The following is a 19758-nucleotide window of genomic DNA, read 5'->3' as shown; positions in this document are numbered from 1 at the left end:
GCCAAGCACGCCCGACCGGCGCCCCGCCACCGACTTCCACCCCGCGAGACGCGGGCCGGGAACGGACGGCCACCCGCCCCCGCTCGGCCAAAAGAGCGACGCATCACCTTTGCCCTTCCTTTACCATGTGGGAAACGGTCCTGGTTCGACGAAGACGAAAGGTGTGAGCGTCCGCCCATGGGCGAGCCTCCCAGTCCCCGACATGCCCGTACGCGACATCGCGCGGCCCCCCTCCGCCTGGCTGATCATGGGACGGAGGTGAACGACCGATGACCGAAGTGCTCCTGCTCATCGTGGCCCTGCTGCTCTGCCTTGCCTGCGGAGTCTTCGTCGCGGCCGAGTTCTCGCTGACCACGGTCGAGCGCAGCGAGCTCGAACGCGCCGTCGAGCGTGGGGAGCGGGGCGCCGACAGCGCCCTGGCCGCCGTCCGCAGCCTGACCTTCCAGCTCTCCGGCGCCCAGCTCGGCATCACGGTGACCGGCCTGGTCATCGGCATGATCTCCAAGCCCTCGATCGCCGCCCTGCTCCAGGGGCCCTTCGAGGCCATGGGGCTCTCGGCCACCGCCGCCTCCTCCACGGCCCTGGTGCTGGGCACCGCCCTGTCGACCGTGGTGCTGATGGTCGTCGGTGAGCTGGTGCCCAAGAACTGGGCCATCTCCTCCCCGCTGGCCATCGCCAAGCGCGTCGCCACCGCGCAGCGGGTCTTCAGCCGCGCCTTCAGGCCCCTGATCAGCCACCTCAACACCACCGCCAACCACATGGTCCGACGGTTCGGCATGGAACCCACCGAGGAGCTGGCCTCCGCGCGCAGCCCCCAGGAACTGGTGGCCCTGGCCCGGCACTCCGCGAAGGCGGGCGCGCTGGAGAAGGACACCGCCGAGCTGTTCGTGCGGACCCTGAACCTGGCCGACCTCACCGCGGAGAACGTGATGACCCCGCGCGTGCAGGTGACCGCCCTCGACGTCCAGACCACCGCCGAGGACGTGGCCAACGCGACCATGGCCACCGGGCTGTCGCGCTTCCCCGTCTACCGGGGCAGCCTCGACAGCGTCGTCGGCACCGTCCACATCAAGGACGTGCTCGCGCTGCCCGCCGCGGAGCGGCACCGCCATCCCGTCTCGCAGCTGCTGCGCGCGCCCCTGCTCGTACCGGAGTCCCTGACGGTGGACCGGCTGCTGGACCGGCTCTCCGGCAAGCAGACCATGGCCGTCGTGATCGACGAATACGGGGGCACGGCCGGGGTGGCCACGCTGGAGGACATCGTCGAGGAGGTCGTCGGCGAGGTACGCGACGAGCACGACCCGCACGAGACCTCCGACCTGGCCCCGGCCGGTACGGACGAGTCCGGCCGGGCCCTGTACTCCGCCGACGGCGCCGCACGCACCGACCAGCTCCGGCTGATCGGCCTGCGCGTCCCGGACGGCCCGTACGAAACCCTGGCCGGGCTGATAGCCACCGCACTCGGCCGGATCCCGGCCGTAGGCGACAGCCTGGAACTGGACGGCTGGCGCCTGGACGTGGTGGACGCCGGCGGGCGCCGAGCCGCCCGCGTACTGCTGCACGCACCGGCCGAAGCCGCCGGTGACGAGCCTACGGAGGGCGCCCGATGACCGTCGTCCAGCTGCTGATCGGCCTGGCGACCCTGGTCGTCAACGCCGTCTTCGTCGGCGCGGAGTTCGCGCTGATCTCGGTCCGGCGCAGCCAGATCGAGCCGTACGCCGAACAGGGCGACCGACGCGCCCGCGCCGTGCTGTGGGGCCTGGAACACGTGTCGGCGGTGATGGCGGCGGCCCAGCTGGGCATCACCCTGTGCACCCTGGTGCTGGGCGTGGTGGCCGAGCCCGCCATCGCACACCTGCTGACCCCGCTCTTCGACCTCGTCGGAGTGCCCTCGGGGCTGACGCACGTGATCTCCTTCGTGATCGCGCTGACGCTGGCGACGTACCTGCACATGCTGTTCGGGGAAATGCTCCCGAAGAACGTGGCGCTGTCCGAGCCGGTGCGCACCGCGCTGGTGCTGGGCCCGCCCCTGGTGACCGTGACCCGTGCGCTGAAGCCGGTGATCTTCGCGATCAACACCTTCGCCAACGCGCTGCTGCGGCTGCTGCGGGTGGAGGTGAAGGACGAGGTCGCGGCGACGTTCTCGGACGACGAGCTGGCCCGGATCGTCAAGGACTCCAGCGCCGCGGGGCTCATCGACGACCGGGCGAGCGAGCGGCTGTACGACGCCCTGGAGCTGGGTCGACGCCCGGTCACCGATGTGGTGCTGCCGGTGGACCGGGTGGTCACGGCGCGGCTGGGCATCACCGCGGACGGGCTGGAGCTGCTGTCGGCCGAGTCGGGGTACTCGCGTTTCCCCGTGGTCGACGAGCAGCGCCGCATCCTGGGCTACCTGCACGTCAAGGACGCCCTCGACGTGGTGGAGCGGGACGATCCGTTCCCCGAGTCCGAGCTGCGCTCGATCGCCCAGGTGCGGGCGGAGACCCCGCTGGACGACGTGCTCACCGCCATGCGGCGCAGCCGCACGCACCTGGCGGCCGTCCTCGGGGCGGACGGGGCCATGACGGGCCTGGTGACGATGGAGGACGTGCTGCGCGAGCTGTTCGGCCGGCCCGCGTCCACCTGACGGCCGCGCGGTCCCCGGCCCTGCGGGGTCGGGGTACCGCGCGGTAGCATCGCTCCGCCATGGAGATGAATGCGCCTTACACCAGTTTCGTCGCGATCGGCGACTCCTTCACCGAGGGCATGTCGGACCTGCTGCCGGACGGCTCCTACCGGGGCTGGGCCGATCTGCTGGCCGCCCGGCTCGCGGCGCGCGAGCCGGGCTTCCGCTACGCGAACCTCGCGGTGCGCGGAAAGCTGATCGGGCAGATCGCCGAGGACCAGGCGCCGGCCGCCGCCGCGATGGGCGCCGACGTGGTGACGCTGGTGGGCGGGCTCAACGACGCCCTGCGGCCGAAGGTCGACATGGGCAGGGTCCGCAGCCACCTGGAAGAGGCCGTGGCCCTGCTGGCCCCGTCCTGCGGGCGGCTGGTGCTGATGCGCTCCCCAGGCCGCAACGGTCCGGTCATGGAACGCTTCCGGCCCCGCATGGAGGAGCTGTTCGGCATCCTCGAAGAGCTCACCGCCCGACACGGGGCGCTGCTGGTGGACCTGTACGGGGCCCCGGTGCTCGCCGATCCGCGCATGTGGGACGTCGACCGGCTGCACCTGACCGCCGAGGGCCACCGGCGGGTGGCGGAGGCGGTCTGGCAGAGCCTGGGCCTGCCCGCGCAGGAGGACTGGCGGGCCGCCCTGCCGCCCGCCGCGGCCCCCGGCTGGCAGGTGCGCAGGACCGAGGACCTGCGCTTCGCCCGGCAGCACCTGCTCCCCTGGATCGGCCGCCGCCTGACGGGCCGCTCCTCGGGTGACGGCCGCCCCTCCAAGAGGCCCGAACTGCTGCCGTACGCGGCCTCGCCGCCCTCGTAGCAACACACAATCGCAGGTGGCGCCCCCACCTGCGTGAACGCACAGCCGCGGCCCAAGTAGAATCCCTACACGTGACAGCCAAGCCCCGCATCCCCAATGTCCTGGCCGGCCGCTACGCCTCCGCGGAGCTCGCCGTCCTGTGGTCCCCCGAGTACAAGGTGACGCTGGAGCGGCGGCTGTGGCTCGCCGTGCTGCGCGCCCAGAAGGACCTCGGCATCGACGTCCCGGACGCCGCCCTCGCCGACTACGAGCGCGTCCTGGAGACCGTCGACCTCGCCTCCATCGCCGAGCGCGAGAAGGTCACCCGGCACGACGTGAAGGCCCGGATCGAGGAGTTCAACGCCCTCGCCGGCCACGAGCACGTGCACAAGGGCATGACCTCCCGCGACCTGACCGAGAACGTCGAGCAGCTGCAGATCCGGCTCTCGCTGGAGCTGGCCCGGGACCGCACGGTCGCCGTCCTGGCCCGCCTCGGCAAGCTGGCCGGCGAGCACGCCGAGCTGGTCATGGCCGGCCGCTCCCACAACGTCGCCGCGCAGGCGACGACCCTGGGCAAGCGTTTCGCGACCGCCGCCGACGAGCTCCTGGTCGCCTACGACCGCCTGGAGAACCTCCTCGACCGCTACCCGCTGCGCGGGATCAAGGGCCCGGTCGGCACCGCCCAGGACATGCTCGACCTGCTGGGCGGCGACGCCGCCAAGCTGGCCGACCTGGAGCAGCGCATCGCCGCCCACCTCGGCTTCTCCCAGGCCTTCACCTCCGTCGGCCAGGTCTACCCGCGCTCGCTGGACTACGACGTGGTCACCGCTCTGGTGCAGCTGGCCGCCGCCCCGTCCTCGATCGCGAAGACCATCCGCCTGATGGCGGGCCACGAGCTGGTCACCGAGGGCTTCAAGCCCGGCCAGGTCGGCTCCTCCGCGATGCCGCACAAGATGAACACCCGCTCCTGCGAGCGTGTGAACGGCCTGATGGTCATCCTGCGCGGCTACGCCTCGATGACCGGCGAGCTGGCCGGCGACCAGTGGAACGAGGGCGACGTCTCCTGCTCCGTGGTCCGCCGCGTGGCCCTGCCCGACGCGTTCTTCGCCTTCGACGGCCTGCTGGAGACCTTCCTGACCGTCCTCGACGAGTTCGGCGCCTTCCCGGCCGTCGTGGCCCGCGAGCTGGACCGCTACCTGCCCTTCCTCGCCACCACCAAGGTGCTGATGGGCGCGGTGCGGGCCGGTGTGGGCCGTGAGGCCGCCCACGAGGTCATCAAGGAGCACGCGGTGGCCTCCGCGCTCGCCATGCGCGAGCAGGGTGCCGAGCGCAACGAGCTGCTGGACAAGCTGGCCGCCGACGAGCGGATGCCGCTGGACCGCGCGCAGCTGGACGCCCTGATGGCCGACAAGCTGTCGTTCACCGGCGCCGCGGGCGACCAGGTCGCGACCGTGGTCTCCCGGATCGAGGCCATCGCCAAGCAGCACCCGGAGGCCGCCGGGTACGCGCCGGGATCGATCCTCTGACCCCCGACGAGCTCGAAGCCGCCCGCGACCGCGTCCTGCCGGACGTGGTCGCGGGCGGTCTGCGCGTGCTCTTCTGCGGAATCAACCCGGGGCTCCTGTCCGCCGCGACGGGCCACCACTTCGCCCGGCCGGGCAACCGTTTCTGGCCGGTCCTCCACCTGTCCGGCTTCACGCCCCGCAGGCTGGCACCGGAGGAGCAGGAGGAACTGCTCACCTACCGCCTCGGCATCACGAACGTCGTGGCCCGGGCGACCGCCCGCGCCGACGAGCTGACCGCGGAGGAGTTCCGTGAGGGCGGCCGGATCCTGACGGCGAAGGTCGAGCGGTTGCGGCCCGACTGGCTCGCCGTGGTCGGCGTCACCGCCTACCGCACCGCCTTCGGCGACCGCCGGGCCCGGATCGGCCCTCAGGAGCGGACCATCGGCACCACCCACATCTGGGCACTGCCCAACCCCAGCGGCCTCAACGCCCACTGGACCGCGGAGTCCATGGCCCAGGAGTACGCCCGCCTCCGCGAGGCGGCGGAGGCCCCGCCCACCCCCTGACCGGCGCCGGGCGAGCTCCGGGGTGCCCCTCGCCCGAGTGCGCCGGACCGCCCCGCCCCCTCGGGGTCGTCCACGCGCGCCGGCCCTGCCGTCGATCACCCGGCGCGGCCCGCGATGGCCCGTGCGCACTCCATCGACTCGGCGTGGGTGGTGTCGATCTCCAGGTCGTAGACCACGCCTCGGTGGACGAGCTCCGCCTGTGAGACGGCCATCCCCACGGTCCGGTCGCCCCGCGCGATCTCCCGGCCCGCGGCCACGGCGCCCTCACACCTGACACCCACCCACAGCACCCGCAGCCCGCCCAGGGCCTGCTGCCAGCGCTTCTGGGAGGCCGCCCCGCCGAGGAACACCTCGTCGACGACGATCCGGGCCCCGCCCCGCGCCATCGCGGCGATCCCCTCGATCCAGGCCGCCTCCAGTGCCCGGAACGCGGGACCGACGACGACCTCGCCGTCCGGAGCGAACTCGATGCCCCCGTCCATCGCCCGCATCGACGCCGGCATCGCGTCGACCAGGGTGTCCGTCCCGAAGACCAGCCACGGATCCGGCAGGACGGCCTGCAGGCACCGGGCGATCCCCGACTTGCCGGAGCTGGATCCGCCATTGAGAACGATCACTTGAGTCTGCACCGCGCCACAGTAGGGCCACCGCTCCGGCGGGCGACAACGGATTTCGCGGTCCTACGGCGGGTCCGTCACGGTGATCCCCGCCATCAGCGTGTAGGGGTCCTCCTCACTCCACTGCGTCACACAGGCCACCAGCCAACGGTCCTCCGCCCGCCAGAGGTGCACGTGGTCGGTGCTGTGCGTCAGTTCCTCCCAGGGTTGAGCGAGCTCCTCCGGCGCGGTGTCCAGGGCGGCCGGCGAGCACAGCGTGAAGACCAGAGGCGTCCCCCAGCGCTCCGTCAGGGCCTGGGTGAGGGCCGCGTACTCGGCGCTGATCTGGTCGGCGGCCTCCCGGCGTCCCGAACCGTCGTCCTCCCAGAAGTCCCCGGTCTCCTCCAGACGGACGAGGTGGTAGCCGGGGCCGCTGCTGTGCCGACCGAGGCGCACCGGCACGTCCACGAAGCTCTGGGCCCGCAGCCGATCGATCAGGTCGAGGTGCTGTGCCGTGGTCATACCGTCAGTATTCCGGGGGCCACTGACAATTGGTCCGGCGTCACGCGTCGCGCCGCCGCACGGCCAGCCACCCCGCCGCCAGGGACACGAGGGCCCACATCGCCGTCACCGCCAGCCCGCTCCACGGACCGAGCGTCCCCTGCGCCTCCAGCCGCATCACCACCTGGCCGGCCCGGTCGGGCATGAACTGTCCCGCACCGTCGGCGACCTGACCGACCACGAAGGGCACGATCAGCAGGAAGGGTATGAGCAGGCTCATCACCAGCGTGCCACTGCGCACCAGGGCCGTCAGACCGGCCGACAGCAGGGCGATCAGCGTGAGGTAGGCACCGCTGCCGAACACGGCCCGCAAAGTGCCCGGGTCCCCCAGGGAGAGGGCGTACTCCCCCATCAGGGCCTGGCCGGCGACGAAGGTGACGAGGCCGGTGATCTGACCGACCACGAAGGCGAGTCCGGCCACCGTGGCGGCCTTCGACAGGTACAGCCGGGTCCGGTTGGGCACGGCGGTGAGCGACACCCGCAGCGCTCCGTCGCGGAATTCACCGGCGAAGGCCGTGGCGCCGAAGGCGACGGCCGCTATCTGCCCGAAGTTGATGCCGAAGAAAGCTCCGAACAGGCGGTCCTCCCCCAGTGCTCCCGGTTCCGAGGTGCCGATGGCGGCGGCGGTGAGGACGGTGATGCCGGCGGTGGCCGCGAAGACGGCCAGGAGCGATCCGAGGGTCGAACGGATGGAACGTATCTTGATCCACTCCGAGTGCAGGACGGAGACGGTGGGCAGGGCTGCAGAGGTCATGACGGTGGCTCCCATCGGGATTCAGGTGGTGGTGGCGGAGAACTGCGCACGGTCGGCGGTGAGATCGAGATAGGCCTGCTCCAGGGAGGCCCGCTCGTCGGCCAGCTCCAGGACGGGGATGCCCGCACGGGCGGCGAGGGCGCCGATCCGGTCGGCCCGTATGCCGTCGACGGTCCAGGACCCCTCCTCGGCGGCGACCAGCGCGAAGCCGTCCCGGGCCAGGGCCGCCCCCAACCGCTCCGGCTCCGAGGTTCGCAACCGCACCCTCCGGGTGCTGCGGGCGCTGATGAACTCCTCCATCGAGGTGTCGGCGAGGACCCTGCCCCGCCCCAGCACCACGAGGTGGTCGACGAACGCCGCCGACTCGGCCATCAGATGGCTGGAGACGAAGACGGTGCGCCCTTCGGCTGCGAGGCCGCGCATCAGCTCGCGGATCCAGATGATGCCCTCCGGGTCGAGGCCGTTGGTCGGCTCGTCCAGCAGCAGCACTCCGGGGTCGCCCAGCAGGGCGGCGGCTATGCCCAGGCGCTGGCGCATGCCCAGTGAGAAGGTTCCGATGCGGCGGCGGGCGACGGAAGCGATACCGGCCTGCTCCAGGACCCTGTCGACGCGGGCGGGTGGGATGCCGTTGCTGACGGCGAGCGCGAGGAGGTGGTCGCGGGCCCGGCGGCCCGAGTGGGCCGCCTGGGGGTCGAGGAGGGCTCCCACCCGGTGCAGGGGGCGGTCGAGGTCGGTGAACCGGCTCCCGCCGATGGTGGCGGAGCCGGAGGTCGGCCGGTCCAGGCCCAACAACAGCCGCAGGGTGGTGGACTTGCCGGCGCCGTTGGGCCCCAGGAAGCCGGTGACCCTGCCGGGCAGGACGTCGAAGGTCAGGTGGTCCACGACCCGTCGGCTGCCGTGGTCCTTGGTGAGTTCGCGGATCTCGATGCGGTTCATGGCTCAAGCGTCGCCGTCGGGCCTCCCCCCTTCCCTCCCCCATGCGAGGGTGGCGTCTCCCCCACGTGGGGGAGACGCCACCGCCGCACCCCCTGCCAGGATGAACGCATGTCCCGACTCGTCCGCTCCCTCTTCAGGTCAGTGACGTACACGCGCTGGCTGCACCTGTGCGTACCGCTCCTGCTCCTCGCCCTGTGGATGTTCATCAACCCGCGGTGCCCGTGGATGCCCCTGCTGATCGTCATACCGTTCGGGTTCGTTCCGTGGGTACGGCTGGCGGAGGGTCTCCAGGCGCGCTTCCTGCTGACCCCGCAGGAGCGCGAGACCGAGGAGAGCGGCATCAGCACGGCCCCCGCCGTCCGCTGGGCGGACCGCTGGCGGACCGTGCTCTGGCTGGAGATACGGCTGATCGTCTCCGGCGCGGCCATGTTCGCCACCGTATGGCTGCCGGTCATGACCGTCCAACTCGTCGCGACCGCTCTCGGGCACCCTCTCGGCGACGACCCGGCCGTGCCGTTCACCCCGGCGCCCTGGGCCGCGGCCCTCCTCGCACCGCTTCCGCTGGTCGTACTGATCGTGGTGGTCGTCGTCCTCGGCGAGCTGATCACCGTGATCGCGAAGCGGCTGCTGGGGCCGTCCGCGGCCGAGCGGCTGACGGCACTGGAAGCACGCACGGAACAACTGCTGGAGCGGACCCGCATCGCGCGCGAGCTGCACGACTCCATCGGGCACGCACTGACGGTGGCGGTGGTCCAGGCGGGCGCGGCACGCGCGGCCGGCGACCCGGAGTTCACCGACCGCGCCCTCAGCGCGATCGAGGAGACGGGCCGGGCCGCTCTGGAGGACCTGGAGCGGGTACTGACGGTCCTGCGCGAGTCGGGACGGCCGCCCTCGCAGCGGCCGACGCTGGCGGAGGCGGACCGGCTGCTGGAGTCCGCGCGGGCCTCGGGAGCGGCGGTGGACGCCCGGTTGAGCGGCCCGCTGGAGAAGTTGCCCGGACCGGTCACCCGTGAGGGCTACCGGATCCTGCAGGAAGCGCTCACCAACGTGCTCCGGCACTGCGGTCCCGTTCCCGTCCGGGTCCGGGTGGAGATGGCCGCGGACCGGCTGGAACTGGAGGTCACCAACCCGCTGCCGGAACGCCCGACGGTCATGCCCGGGAGCGGGAGCGGGCTGCGCGGCATGCGCGAGCGGGCCGCGCTGCTCGGCGGAGAGACCGAAACCGGCCCCCACGGGGGCGGTTGGAGAGTGCGCGCCCGGCTTCCGCTGGAGCGAATACGCTGACCGGATGCCGGTTACCGTACTGCTCGTCGACGACGAACCCCTGGTGCGCGCGGGTCTGCGCGCCGTCCTGGAGGCCCAGCCCGACATCGAGGTGGTGGGCGAGGCCGCCGACGGTGCGTCCGTCATCCCCCTGGTCCGTCAACTGCGGCCGGACGTGGTGGCGATGGACGTGCGGATGCCCCTGCTCGACGGGATCGAAGCCACCCGGGCGGTCCTGCGCTCGGTGGACTCGCCGCCGAAGATCCTCGTGGTCACCACCTTCGAGAACGACGAGTACGTGTACCAGGCGCTGCGCGCCGGAGCGGACGGTTTCCTGCTCAAGCGGGCCCGGCCCTCGGAGATCGTCCACGCGGTGCGGCTGGTGGCGGAGGGCGAGACGCTGCTCTTCCCCTCGGCCGTCCGTGCCCTGGCCGCCGAGTACGGCAATCAGCAGGCGCGCGCGGTGCTCAAGCGGGCCGCGCTCACCGACCGTGAGGAGGCGGTGCTGCGGCTGATGGCGCGCGGCCTGACCAATGTGGAGATCGCGGGGGAACTGATCGTCGGCACGGAGACGGTGAAGTCACACGTCAGCGCGATTCTGGGGAAGCTGGGGGCGCGTGACCGCACCCAGGCGGTGATCACCGCGTACGAGTCGGGGTTCGTCTCCCCGGCCTGAGGAGAGGGGTGATCCGGCTGATGGGGGGACTGGTCCTCGCAGCGGCGCCGGGGGCGCAGTACGATCCGGCTGACAGGGCCGCTAGCTGGGAGGACACACGTTGGGGCAGCTGACCGGCGGGGATCCCTCTCTGCTCCGGCGGATCAATTCGGCCGTGGTGCTCCGGGCACTGCGTGCGGCCCGATCGCCGACCCTCACCGACCTCACCCGGGTCACCGGGCTCTCCCGGCCGACCGTCGAGGGGGTCGTGGAGGGGCTGATGGGCACCGGGCTCGTCGTCGAGGCCGAGGCCGAGGAAGGCGCACGCCGCCAGGGACGGCCCGCGAGAAGGTTCCGCTTCCGTGCCGAGGCCGGGCATCTGCTGGGCATAGAGATCGGCTCGCACCGGGTCGCGGTGCTGCTGTCCGGACTGGACGGCCGGGTGATCGGCGCCGGGACGAAGGAGGTCGCCGAGACCGCTTCGGCCGACGAGCGCCTGGAGCGGGTCAGGGCTGCGGTGGCCGACCTGCTGCGCCGGGCCGGCGTGCCGCGGGACTCCCTGCGGGCGGTCGGCGTGGGCAGCCCCGGGATCGTGGAGGCGGACGGCACCGTCCGCCTCGGTACGGCACTGCCCGGCTGGACGGGACTGCCGCTCGGGGACCGGCTGCGGCGCTCGTTCCGCTGCCCGGTCCAGGTGGAGAACGACGCCAACGCGGCGGCGGTCGCCGAGCATTGGAAGGGCGCGGCGCGGGACACGGACGACATCGTGTTCGTGATGGCCGGACTGAGCCCCGGTGCGGGCTCGCTGATCGGCGGCAGGCTGCACCGCGGGTTCGGCGGTGCGGCGGGCGAGATCGGTGCGCTGCACCTGCTGGGCCGCGAGGTCACCCCGGAGCGGCTGCTGTCCACCACGGGCGAACCCCTGCACCCACTGGACGAGCCGGCGGTCGCGGAGGTGTTCGCCATGGCCAAGCGGGGTGACGAGCGGGCGGTGGCCGCGGTGGAGCGGTTCATCCAGCGCCTGGTGCACGACGTGGCGGCGCTGGTGCTGGCGATGGATCCGGAGCTGGTGGTGGTCGGCGGCTGGGCGGCCGGCCTGGACGGGGTGCTGGAACCGCTCCGTCGAGAACTGGAGCGGTACTGCCTGCGGCCCCCGCGGGTGGCGCTGTCGCTGCTCGGCGAAGCGGCGGTGGCGACGGGGGCGTTGCGGCTGGCGCTGGACCACGTGGAGGAAGAGCTCTTCGCGGTGGAGAAGACGGTCACCGCCCGCCGGTGACCACTCCTCCCCCGTGGACCGCCGCGCGCCCACTGCCGTGGCGACGGGCCGGGGCTCCCCCGCCCGACCCCGCCCGACCCGGCGGGGCGACGGCGCCCGGCCCCGTGCGGGACGGCCCGGAGGTCCGCGGCCCGGAGGCGGACCCGGACCGGAACCGTCCCGAGGGGCCCGATCCCGGTCCGGCGCAGCAGAACAGCGGCCCGGACACCGTCGGCACCGGCGCTGGAGGTCAGCCCGCCCGGGGCCTCGCCCCTCAGCCGCACCGTCGGCCGCGAGCTGGGGCGCACCCAGGGGGTCGGTCCGGCCGCCCGTCGGCGGCCAGGCCCCGGCCGCATGAGCCGACGGAGCGATCGTCGATTCCGGTGGACGGCTGAAGCGCGCTGGTGGGTCGGTCCCCCGGACGTCCCGCTCCGGCACCGACGGCGACCCGCAGGCCATGGCCGTCAACCTCGCCCGCCTCGAAGCCGCCGCCTGGCCCGTCTTCGCCGCCGGCCACCTCCCGGTGATCGGGGAATGGATCGCCCTGCCCGTCCTGCACTCGGCCGGCGCGGGCCCCACCGGCCCCCTCGCCGACCAGGTGCTCTACCCGACCGCCGACCGCCTCCTCACCCACCGCGACGCCGTGCTGCGCCTGCCCGGCGACTCCTCCGGAGCCGACCAGGACGTCGCCACCGCCCGCCGCCGCGGCCTGCCCGTCCACCACGACGTGGCCGAGATCCCCCGCCGCACCCCGCAGGAGACCGCGTGACAAGCCGCCCCGGCATCGACACCCCCGACCACCGCGGCCGCACCGGCCTCGACCGGGCCGGACGCGGCCTGGCCCGTAACGCCGACGTGGTGGTCCGCGACGTCGAGCTCACCTCTCAGGGCTGGCACGTCCTGCGCCGCACCACCTTCGACCACCACCTTCGACCACCGCCGTCGCGACGGACGCTGGGAGACACAGCAGCGCGAGACCTACGACCGCGGCAACGGCGCCGTCGTCCCGCCCTACGACACCGGACGCGGCCGCGTCCTGCTCACCCGCCAGTTCCGCTACCCGGCCCACGTCAACGACCACCCCGACGGCATGCTCGTCGAAGCGGCCGCGGGCCTGCTCGACGCGGACGACCCGCCGACCGCCATCCGGCGCGAGAGCGCCGAGGAACTCGGCGTCGTGCTCGGCCCGCTCACCCATGTCCTCGACGCCTGCATGAGCCCCGGATCCGTCACCGAACGCCTGCACTTCTTCGCCGCCCCCTACACCCCGGCCGACCGGACCGGGACCGGCGGCGGACTCGAGGAGGACGGCGAAGACATCGAGGTCCTCGAACTGCCCTTCGCGCAGGCCCTCGCCATGACCCGTGACGGCCGCATCGCCGACGGCAAGACCATCCTGCTCCTGCAATGGGCAGCCCTGGACGGCCCCTTCACCCCCACCGCCGCGGGCCGTGCGGGCGGCTGGTGGCCCACGCATCCCGAATGAGGTCATGCGCGCGGAGGGTGTCTGCCGGGGTGCTGTTAGCCTGACTGGCATGATCATGAGGAGTTTCGGTCAGCGGATTTCCGGCTTGCTGTCGCCCAGCGGTCCGCAACGCGCCCTGATCCTCGCGAGCTTCGTCAGCCGGGTGGGCAACGGGCTGTTCAACACCGCCTCGGTGCTCTACTTCACGCTGGTGGTGCACCTGCCCGCCGCACGGGTCGGTGTCGGCCTCACGATCGCCGGGCTGGTCGGGCTGCTGGCCGGAGTCCCGGCCGGGAACCTGGCCGACCGGTACGGGCCGCGCACGGTCTGGCTGGCGTCCCTCGCGATGCAGACCGCGACGATGGCCGCGTTCGTCTTCATCCACGACTGGGTCACGTTCACGCTCATCGCCACCCTGGACCGGCTGGCGGCAACGGCGGGCGGCGCCGCGGGCGGTGCGCTCATCGCCCGTGCGGGCGGTGAACGCCCGGCCGCCTTCAGGGCGAAACTCCGCACGTTCGTCAACCTCGGCGTGGTCCTGGGCACCCTCGGTGCCGCCGTCGCCGTCTCGGCCGACACCCGCACCGCGTACACCGTGCTCATCCTCGCCAACGCCGCCAGCTTCGCCTGCGCCGGCCTGATGGCCCTGGGCGGGGTACCGAACTACCGGCCCCTGCCCCGGCCCGAGGAACACCATCGCGCGGCCGTCCTGTCCGACCGGCCGTTCGTGTCCTTCACAGCGCTCTACGGCGCGATGGGCCTGCAGTACCAGACCGTCTCCCTGCTGCTGCCGATCTGGCTCTCCGTCCACACCGACGCGCCCCGCTGGACCGTGGCGGCGGTCTACGCGGTCAACAGCGGGGTGTGCGTACTGTTCCAGAGCCGGATCGGCTCCCGGGTGGAAACGCCGCGCCAGGGCGGCCGGGCGTTCCGCCTCGCGGGGCTCTTCTTCTTGGTCAGCTGCCCCTTGATGGCCCTGACCGCGGACGTTCCGGTCTGGATCGCGCCGGGCCTCGCCGTCCTCGCCGTCGCCGTCCACAGTCTCGGAGAGGTGTGGGAGTCCTCGGGCGGCCTCGCGATCGCCTTCGGCATCGCCCCCGATCACGCCCAGGGCCAGTACCAGGGTTTCTTCGGCGTCGGTTTCAACGCGGGGCAGGCCCTGGCTCCGGTGGTGCTCACGACGGCGGTACTCGGACTCGGACACGCGGGCTGGCTGCTGCTCGGCGTGTTCTTCGCGGCTCTGGGCGCGGCGGGGCCGCCGGTGGCCGCGTGGGCGGAGCGCACCCGCCGCTCGAACGCGGAAACGGACTGCGCGACGCACGACCGGCCCGACGGGGCCCCGGTTACCGACCCCGTCTAGGCTCCGGGGCTCCGAAGGAAGGCCCGGCTAGGAGGCCGCTCGGGTTTCGGTGATCTCCACGCCCGAGTCGCCGAAGGTCAGGCGGCAGGTGTCGGCGCGGTACGTGGCCACGGAGACGGCGGCGGTGCCCTCCGTCGTGAAGTAGCGGGTGGTCACGAGCAGCACGGGGGCGCCGGGCAGCCGGTCCAGTTCCTTGGCGTCGTCGGCGCGGGCGGAGCCCAGTTCGACCGAGCGGTCCTGCCCGTCGAGGGCGAGCCGCTGGAGTTCCCGCAGGACGGCGCGCGCCCGCGCGGGTCCGGCGGGGGCGTCGATGGCGGAGAGGCCGGGCACGGACGCGGCGGGCACGTACAGCAGCTCGGCGGCGACGGCCTGGCCCTGGGTGACCCGGGTCCGGCGCACGGTGTGCACGGGCTGGTCGGGGGCGGTGCCGAGGAGCTTCAGGACGGCGGCGGCGGGGACGGTCTCGGAGGCGTCCACGGCCTCCCAGCCGTCGGCGTCCTCGCCGGGCCAGTCGTGCTGCGTGCTGCCGACGGCGACGCCGACCCGCGGCGGGGCCACGGTGGTGCCGACTCCGCGGCGGCGCTGCAGGCGGCCTTCGAGTTCGAGCTGCTCCAGGGCCTGACGCAGGGTGGCGCGGGCGACGCCGAAACGCGCGGCGAGTTCACGCTCGTTCGGCAGGACCTCGCCGACCGCGAAGTCCTGGTCCAGCGCGTCGCTGAGCACGGTCTTCAGATGCCAGTACTTCGGCTCCGGTACCGATTCGAGCTGCGTGGTCCCCACCCTGACTCCTCCTGCAATCGCCGCTGTCGCCGCGTTCGAGCGGCAGTTCCGCACCGCAGTTCCGTGCCCTTGTTTATTAAAGGTTCCTGCACTATCCCTGCGACGATAGGACGGCGCACCCCCTTGGTCAAGACCAATGCTCGCCGCTTTGCCGGGCAGATCGGGCATATGTAGCAAGCCGTTCACAGGATGTTCTCGCTGCCCTCCAGCGGCCCACCCGCCCTTCATCCCGACGTCCACCTCGGCCTTCCCCGTCGTCCGGAAGCCTTGTAGGCGGGGGCTACCGAGCGGTAATCATGGGCACAGTCGTTACTGACGGCCTGTCTCACACGCGTCCACCCGACGAGGAGCAGCATGACCGCCACGGTCTCGTTCACGATCGATTCGCCGCTCGGCCCCCGCCCCGCCACCGTCGCCTACGAACGCAAGGGCGCGGGCGAACCGCTCCTCCTGCTGCACGGCATCGGCCACCACTTCCAGGCGTGGCACCCGGTGAGCCACGTCCTGTCCGCCGACCACGACGTGATCGCCGTCGACCTGCCCGGCTTCGGCGCCTCCGCCCCGCTGCCGCCGGGGGTGCCCTACGACCTCGCCACCGTCGCCCCGGCCCTCGGCGCGCTCTGCGCCGCCCTCGGCGTCGAGCGCCCGCACGTCGCGGGGAACTCCCTCGGCGGGCTGCTCGCGCTGGAGATGGGGCGCAGCGGCCTCGTCCGCTCGGTCACCGCGCTCTCGCCGGCCGGGTTCTGGTCGGAGGGCGAGCGCCGGTACGCCTTCACGGCCCTGCGCGCCATGCGCGTCGGCGCGCGGTCGCTGCCCCGCCCCGTCCTGGAGCGGCTGTCGCGCAGCGCCCCGGGCCGGGCCGCGCTCACCGGCACCATCTACGCCCGCCCGGGCCGCCGTTCCCCCGGGGCCGTGGTCGCCGAGACCCTCGCCCTGCGGGACGCCACCGGCTTCGAGGAGACGCTGGCCGCGGGAGCCTCCGTACGGTTCGCGGACGACGTGCCGGGCATCCCCGTCACGATCGGCTGGGGGGCCCGCGACCGGCTGCTCCTGCCCCGGCAGGGCGTGCGCGCCAAGCACACCGTCCCCGGGGCGCGGCTGGTACGGCTGCCGGGCTGCGGCCACGTGCCGATGAACGACGACCCGGCGCTGGTGGCGCGCGTGATCCTCGACACCGCACGGGCCGCGGCCCCGACCGCCGTCCGGCCATGAGCGGCTGACGGCTGTTCATCCGCGGTTCGCGTGGGCGACGCGGCCGGTCCGGTGTGCGGCGGCACACTGGTCCGGCCCGCCCCCCGCCGCCCCCTGGAGACGACCCCGATGGCACCGATGCCGCACACCCGACGCTCCCTGCTCGGCGGTTCGCTCGCCGTCCCGCTGGGTCTCGCCCTGTCCACGGCGTTCGCCGCACCCGCCCTCGCCGCCTCGGCCGGGGCCCCCGCCTTCGTCCGCTCCGGCCGGCCGGCGGCGCTCTGGGGGGCCCAGTCCGGGGAGATCACCTCCTACTCCGCCACCGTCTGGACGCGGTCCGACCGGCCCGCGCGGATGTACGTGGAGACCTCCCCGAGCGAGTCGTTCCGCTACGGGGTGCGGCGCCACGGCGGCCCGTTCCTCGGCCCGGCCACCGACTTCACCGGTACGGCCACCCTGCGCGATCTGCCGCCCGGGCGGCAGATCCACTACCGGGTCGTGCTGACCGACCCGGACGACCCGCGCCGCTCAAGCGAGCCGGCGCGCGGCACGTTCCGCACCACGCCCGTCTCCCGCCGCGGTGACGTGCGCTTCCTGTGGTCCGGCGACCTGGCGGGCCAGGGCTGGGGCATCAACCCCGAACTCGGCGGCTACCGCGTCTTCGAGGAGATGCGGCTGCGCGACCCCGACTTCTTCCTCTTCAGCGGCGACACGATCTACGCCGACGGACCGATCCAGGCCGCCGTGCCGCTGCCCGACGGACGCATCTGGCACAACGTCACGACCGAGGAGAAGGCGAAGGTCGCCGAAACCCTCACCGAGTTCCGCGGGAACTTCCGCTACAACCTGCTCGACCGCAATCTGCGCGACTTCTACGCCCAGGTACCCGTCCTGGCCCAGTGGGACGACCACGAGGTGCGCAACAACTGGTACCCGGGCCAGCTGATCGACGATCCCCGCTACACCGTCAGGGACGTCGACACCCTCGCCGGCCGGGCCCGTCAGGCCTTCGGCGAGTACTTCCCGGTCACCGACCTGCGGGGCGGGCGCGCCGAGGGGCGGATGTACCGGGTGATGCGGCACGGCCCGCTGCTGGACGTGTTCGTGCTGGACATGCGCACGTACCGGGACGCCAACTCCCCCGACCGCCGGACCGACGACCCGGTCGGCATCCTGGGCGCCGAACAACTCGCCTGGCTCAAGCGGGAGCTCTCCCGCTCCCGTGCCACCTGGAAGGTCATCGCCGCCGACATGCCGCTGGGCATCGTCGTCCCCGACGGGGCGGTGAACTTCGAGGCGGTCGCCCAGGGCGACCCGGGGGCTCCGCTCGGGCGCGAGCTCCAGATCGCGGACCTCCTGCGCCACATCAAGCACCAGCACATCACGGGCACCCTCTGGCTCACCGCAGACGTCCACTACACGGCCGCCAACCACTACGCACCCGAGCGCGCGGCCTTCTCCGACTTCGCGCCGTTCTGGGAGTTCGTGTCCGGCCCCATCGGCGCGGGCGGCTTCCCGGCAGGACGGCTCGACGCCACCTTCGGCCCGCGTACGGCCTACGTCCAGTCGGCTCCGGTGGCCAACATGTCCCCGGCCGAGAACCCCCCGTACTACGGTGAGGTGGAGATCGACGGCGGCAGCGGGGAGCTCACGGTCCGGTTGCGCCGCCAAGGGGGCGGCGTGCTCTTCACCCAAGTTCTCCAGCCGGGTCGTGTCGGACAGGAGTGACCGCGGTACGGCGGGCCCCATCGGAAATCCGCCTGAAAACTGGAAGAAACCGGCCAGATCGACACTTAACCAGTCGGTCACAGATCGTTCGTGATCACGCAACACCCCTGAGCCACAGTGGTGTGCATGACTGACCGTACCCCCGCCTCCGCAGCCCCGCGTCCGCACCGCCACCACTGGCGCCGTGACCTCGTCGAACTCGCCGCCCTCTTCTGCGCCGTGGCGGTCGCCGACGGCATCGCGAACCTCGTCGCCCACGGCCCCGGCGGCCCCGTCCTGCTGGTGGCCTCGGCCGTCGCGCTCCTGGTCACGGCGGCCTTCCACACCTGGTGGGCCCGTCGGCACAGCCATGCGCCGCCCCCGGCCGACACCGCGCCCTCCGGCCCGGCGCCGCGCGCTGCGGCCGGGCCGTCGGCCACCGGCGCCGGCACCTCCCTGTGGCGGATGCGGACGACCGTGCGCGACGAGCCCGGCAGCCTGGCGGCGCTGTGCACCGCGCTCGCCGGGAAGGGCGTCGACATCCTGAACCTGCAGACCCACCCCCTCCCCGAGGGCGGCACGGTGGACGAGTTCCTGCTGCGCGCCCCGCAGGACCTGGCCTCCGGCGACCTCACCCGCTCCGTCGCGCGGGCCGGCGGCCACAGCACCTGGATCGAACGCGCCGACGCCCACGACCTGGTGGACACCCCCACCCGGGTACTCGGCCTGGCCACCCGCACCGCCCTGGACGCCGCCGAACTCCCGCTCGCGCTGCGCCACCTGCTCGGCCGCTGCACCATCCACTCGATCCCGGCGACCACCCTCTCCGGCCGCCCCAACGCGGGCGCCGACGCCCCCGTCGAAGGGGTTCTGGAGGCGACCGTGATGCGGCTGCGCGACCCGTCGGGCGGCGCGATCACCGTCGAGCGGCCCTACCTGCCCTTCACCCCGACCGAGTTCGCCCGTGCCCGGGCCCTCGTCGAGCTCGACGCCCGCCTCGGCCCCCGCGTCCCGCGCAGCCAGGACGTCCTGACGCTGCCCGAGGGCAACGAGATCACCGTGCGCCGCGCCGACGGCGACGACCTCGCGGCCGCCCGCGCGATGCACGACCGCTGCACCGAGCGCACGCTCGGCCTGCGCTACCACGGCCCGGTCTCCGACGCGGACCGCTACCTGGGCCACCTGCTCAGCCCCCGTTTCGGCCGCACCCTCGCCGCCACCACCGCCTCGGGCAAGCTCGTCGCCCTCGGCCACCTGCTGTGGGACGGTGACGAGACCGAGGTGGCGCTGCTCATCGAGGACGACTGGCAGCGCCGCGGCATCGGCTCCGAACTCCTGCGCCGGCTGCTGGCGATGGCCGTCGAGGCCGGCTGCGACAGCGTCTACGCGGTGACCCAGGCCGCCAACACCGGGATGGTCGCCGCCATGCGCGGCCTCGGCCTCCCCCTCGACTACCAGATCGAGGAGGGCACCCTGGTGATCACCGCCCGGCTGGACGCGACCCCCGTCCCCACGCGGCTGCCCTACGAACTCCCGCGCGCGCAGGCCCCGTACGAGGCGCCGCCCCGGCACCGGCGCTGATCCTGCGGGCCCGGACGGACACCGGCCGGGCCCGCAGCCGTCCTGGGGCCGCGCTCGACCCGGGATCGGGCGGCGCTGGGGCGCGGACCCGGCGGGAGCCGGCGGGACCCGGCCGCCACCCCCGGCGTCCCGCCGC

The 19758-nt window shown here is 73.2% G+C and carries 18 protein-coding genes and 1 pseudogene; 14 read left to right on the top strand and 5 right to left on the bottom strand.

Features of this window, described 5'->3' with window-relative positions:
* Window positions 1–269 precede the first annotated feature (269 nt).
* The 5 genes from OG295_RS30520 to mug all read left to right on the top strand — a co-directional run bounded on the left by OG295_RS30520 (window position 270) and on the right by mug (window position 5518).
* Entirely contained in the window at window positions 270–1610 is a 1341-nt protein-coding gene (locus tag OG295_RS30520; protein WP_371679828.1) for a hemolysin family protein, read from the top strand.
* Entirely contained in the window at window positions 1607–2626 is a 1020-nt protein-coding gene (locus tag OG295_RS30515; protein WP_371679826.1) for a hemolysin family protein, read from the top strand. The genes OG295_RS30520 and OG295_RS30515 overlap by 4 nt, the downstream gene beginning before the upstream one ends.
* A 59-nt stretch (window positions 2627–2685) precedes the next feature.
* Window positions 2686–3468, top strand: a complete 783-nt coding sequence (locus tag OG295_RS30510) for an SGNH/GDSL hydrolase family protein (protein WP_371679825.1) — start codon at window positions 2686–2688, stop codon at window positions 3466–3468.
* 71 nt (window positions 3469–3539) lie between these two features.
* Window positions 3540–4973: an adenylosuccinate lyase gene (purB, locus tag OG295_RS30505; RefSeq protein WP_371679824.1), complete on the top strand. Its 1434-nt coding sequence runs from the start codon at window positions 3540–3542 to the stop codon at window positions 4971–4973.
* Window positions 4970–5518, top strand: a complete 549-nt coding sequence (gene mug / locus OG295_RS30500) for a G/U mismatch-specific DNA glycosylase (protein WP_371681355.1) — start codon at window positions 4970–4972, stop codon at window positions 5516–5518. Before purB ends, mug begins: the two co-directional genes overlap by 4 nt.
* 95 nt (window positions 5519–5613) lie before the next feature.
* On the opposite strand, the gene cpt is transcribed toward mug, so the two are convergent.
* The 4 genes from cpt to OG295_RS30480 are packed head-to-tail and all read right to left on the bottom strand — an operon-like array spanning window position 5614 to window position 8365.
* Window positions 5614–6147, bottom strand: coding sequence for a chloramphenicol phosphotransferase CPT (gene cpt, locus OG295_RS30495; protein WP_371679823.1), 534 nt, complete (start codon window positions 6145–6147; stop codon window positions 5614–5616).
* Window positions 6148–6198: 51 nt separating this feature from the next.
* Window positions 6199–6636, bottom strand: coding sequence for a hypothetical protein (locus OG295_RS30490; protein WP_371679822.1), 438 nt, complete (start codon window positions 6634–6636; stop codon window positions 6199–6201).
* Window positions 6637–6676: 40 nt separating this feature from the next.
* The gene (locus OG295_RS30485; protein WP_371679821.1) at window positions 6677–7429 is read right to left on the bottom strand and encodes an ABC transporter permease; all 753 of its coding nucleotides are present in this window, start codon (window positions 7427–7429) and stop codon (window positions 6677–6679) included.
* Between the two features lie 21 nt (window positions 7430–7450).
* Window positions 7451–8365 (bottom strand): ABC transporter ATP-binding protein, encoded by a 915-nt coding sequence (locus tag OG295_RS30480; RefSeq protein ID WP_371679820.1) that lies wholly within the window; start codon window positions 8363–8365, stop codon window positions 7451–7453.
* 108 nt (window positions 8366–8473) lie between these two features.
* Here OG295_RS30480 and OG295_RS30475 point away from each other — a divergent pair, with 108 nt between their 5' ends.
* The 6 genes and pseudogenes from OG295_RS30475 to OG295_RS30450 all read left to right on the top strand — a co-directional run bounded on the left by OG295_RS30475 (window position 8474) and on the right by OG295_RS30450 (window position 14363).
* Window positions 8474–9649, top strand: a complete 1176-nt coding sequence (locus tag OG295_RS30475) for a sensor histidine kinase (RefSeq protein WP_371679819.1) — start codon at window positions 8474–8476, stop codon at window positions 9647–9649.
* 4 nt (window positions 9650–9653) lie between these two features.
* Complete coding sequence (locus OG295_RS30470; RefSeq protein ID WP_285540297.1) at window positions 9654–10304, top strand: response regulator transcription factor; 651 nt, start codon at window positions 9654–9656, stop codon at window positions 10302–10304.
* 100 nt (window positions 10305–10404) lie between these two features.
* A complete protein-coding gene (locus tag OG295_RS30465) occupies window positions 10405–11559 on the top strand; it encodes an ROK family transcriptional regulator (protein WP_371679818.1) in 1155 nt (384 codons plus the stop codon).
* 436 nt (window positions 11560–11995) lie between these two features.
* On the top strand, window positions 11996–12307 hold the full coding sequence (locus OG295_RS30460) for a DUF4406 domain-containing protein (RefSeq protein ID WP_371679817.1): 312 nt from the start codon (window positions 11996–11998) through the stop codon (window positions 12305–12307).
* Window positions 12304–13024: pseudogene (locus tag OG295_RS30455) on the top strand (NUDIX domain-containing protein). The gene OG295_RS30460 and the pseudogene OG295_RS30455 overlap by 4 nt, the downstream one beginning before the upstream one ends.
* Window positions 13025–13073: 49 nt before the next feature.
* A complete protein-coding gene (locus OG295_RS30450; RefSeq protein WP_371679816.1) occupies window positions 13074–14363 on the top strand; it encodes an MFS transporter in 1290 nt (429 codons plus the stop codon).
* 27 nt (window positions 14364–14390) lie between these two features.
* Here OG295_RS30450 and OG295_RS30445 read toward each other — a convergent pair whose 3' ends face one another.
* Complete coding sequence (locus OG295_RS30445) at window positions 14391–15143, bottom strand: GntR family transcriptional regulator (RefSeq protein WP_371679814.1); 753 nt, start codon at window positions 15141–15143, stop codon at window positions 14391–14393.
* A gap of 354 nt (window positions 15144–15497) precedes the next feature.
* On the opposite strand from OG295_RS30445, the gene OG295_RS30440 reads away from it, so the two are divergent.
* The 3 genes from OG295_RS30440 to OG295_RS30430 all read left to right on the top strand — a co-directional run bounded on the left by OG295_RS30440 (window position 15498) and on the right by OG295_RS30430 (window position 19622).
* Window positions 15498–16355 carry an alpha/beta fold hydrolase gene (locus tag OG295_RS30440; protein WP_371679813.1) on the top strand — a complete coding sequence of 286 codons (858 nt, stop codon included), beginning with the start codon at window positions 15498–15500 and terminating at the stop codon, window positions 16353–16355.
* A gap of 117 nt (window positions 16356–16472) precedes the next feature.
* Window positions 16473–18062 (top strand): alkaline phosphatase, encoded by a 1590-nt coding sequence (locus OG295_RS30435; protein WP_371679812.1) that lies wholly within the window; start codon window positions 16473–16475, stop codon window positions 18060–18062.
* A gap of 126 nt (window positions 18063–18188) precedes the next feature.
* The gene (locus OG295_RS30430; RefSeq protein ID WP_371679811.1) at window positions 18189–19622 is read left to right on the top strand and encodes a GNAT family N-acetyltransferase; all 1434 of its coding nucleotides are present in this window, start codon (window positions 18189–18191) and stop codon (window positions 19620–19622) included.
* Window positions 19623–19758 lie beyond the last annotated feature (136 nt).

Origin of the sequence: Streptomyces sp. NBC_01276 (genome assembly GCF_041435355.1) — a bacterium.
Taxonomy (GTDB): Bacteria; Actinomycetota; Actinomycetes; order Streptomycetales; family Streptomycetaceae; genus Streptomyces.
This window is presented reverse-complemented; position numbering and strand designations above follow the sequence as displayed.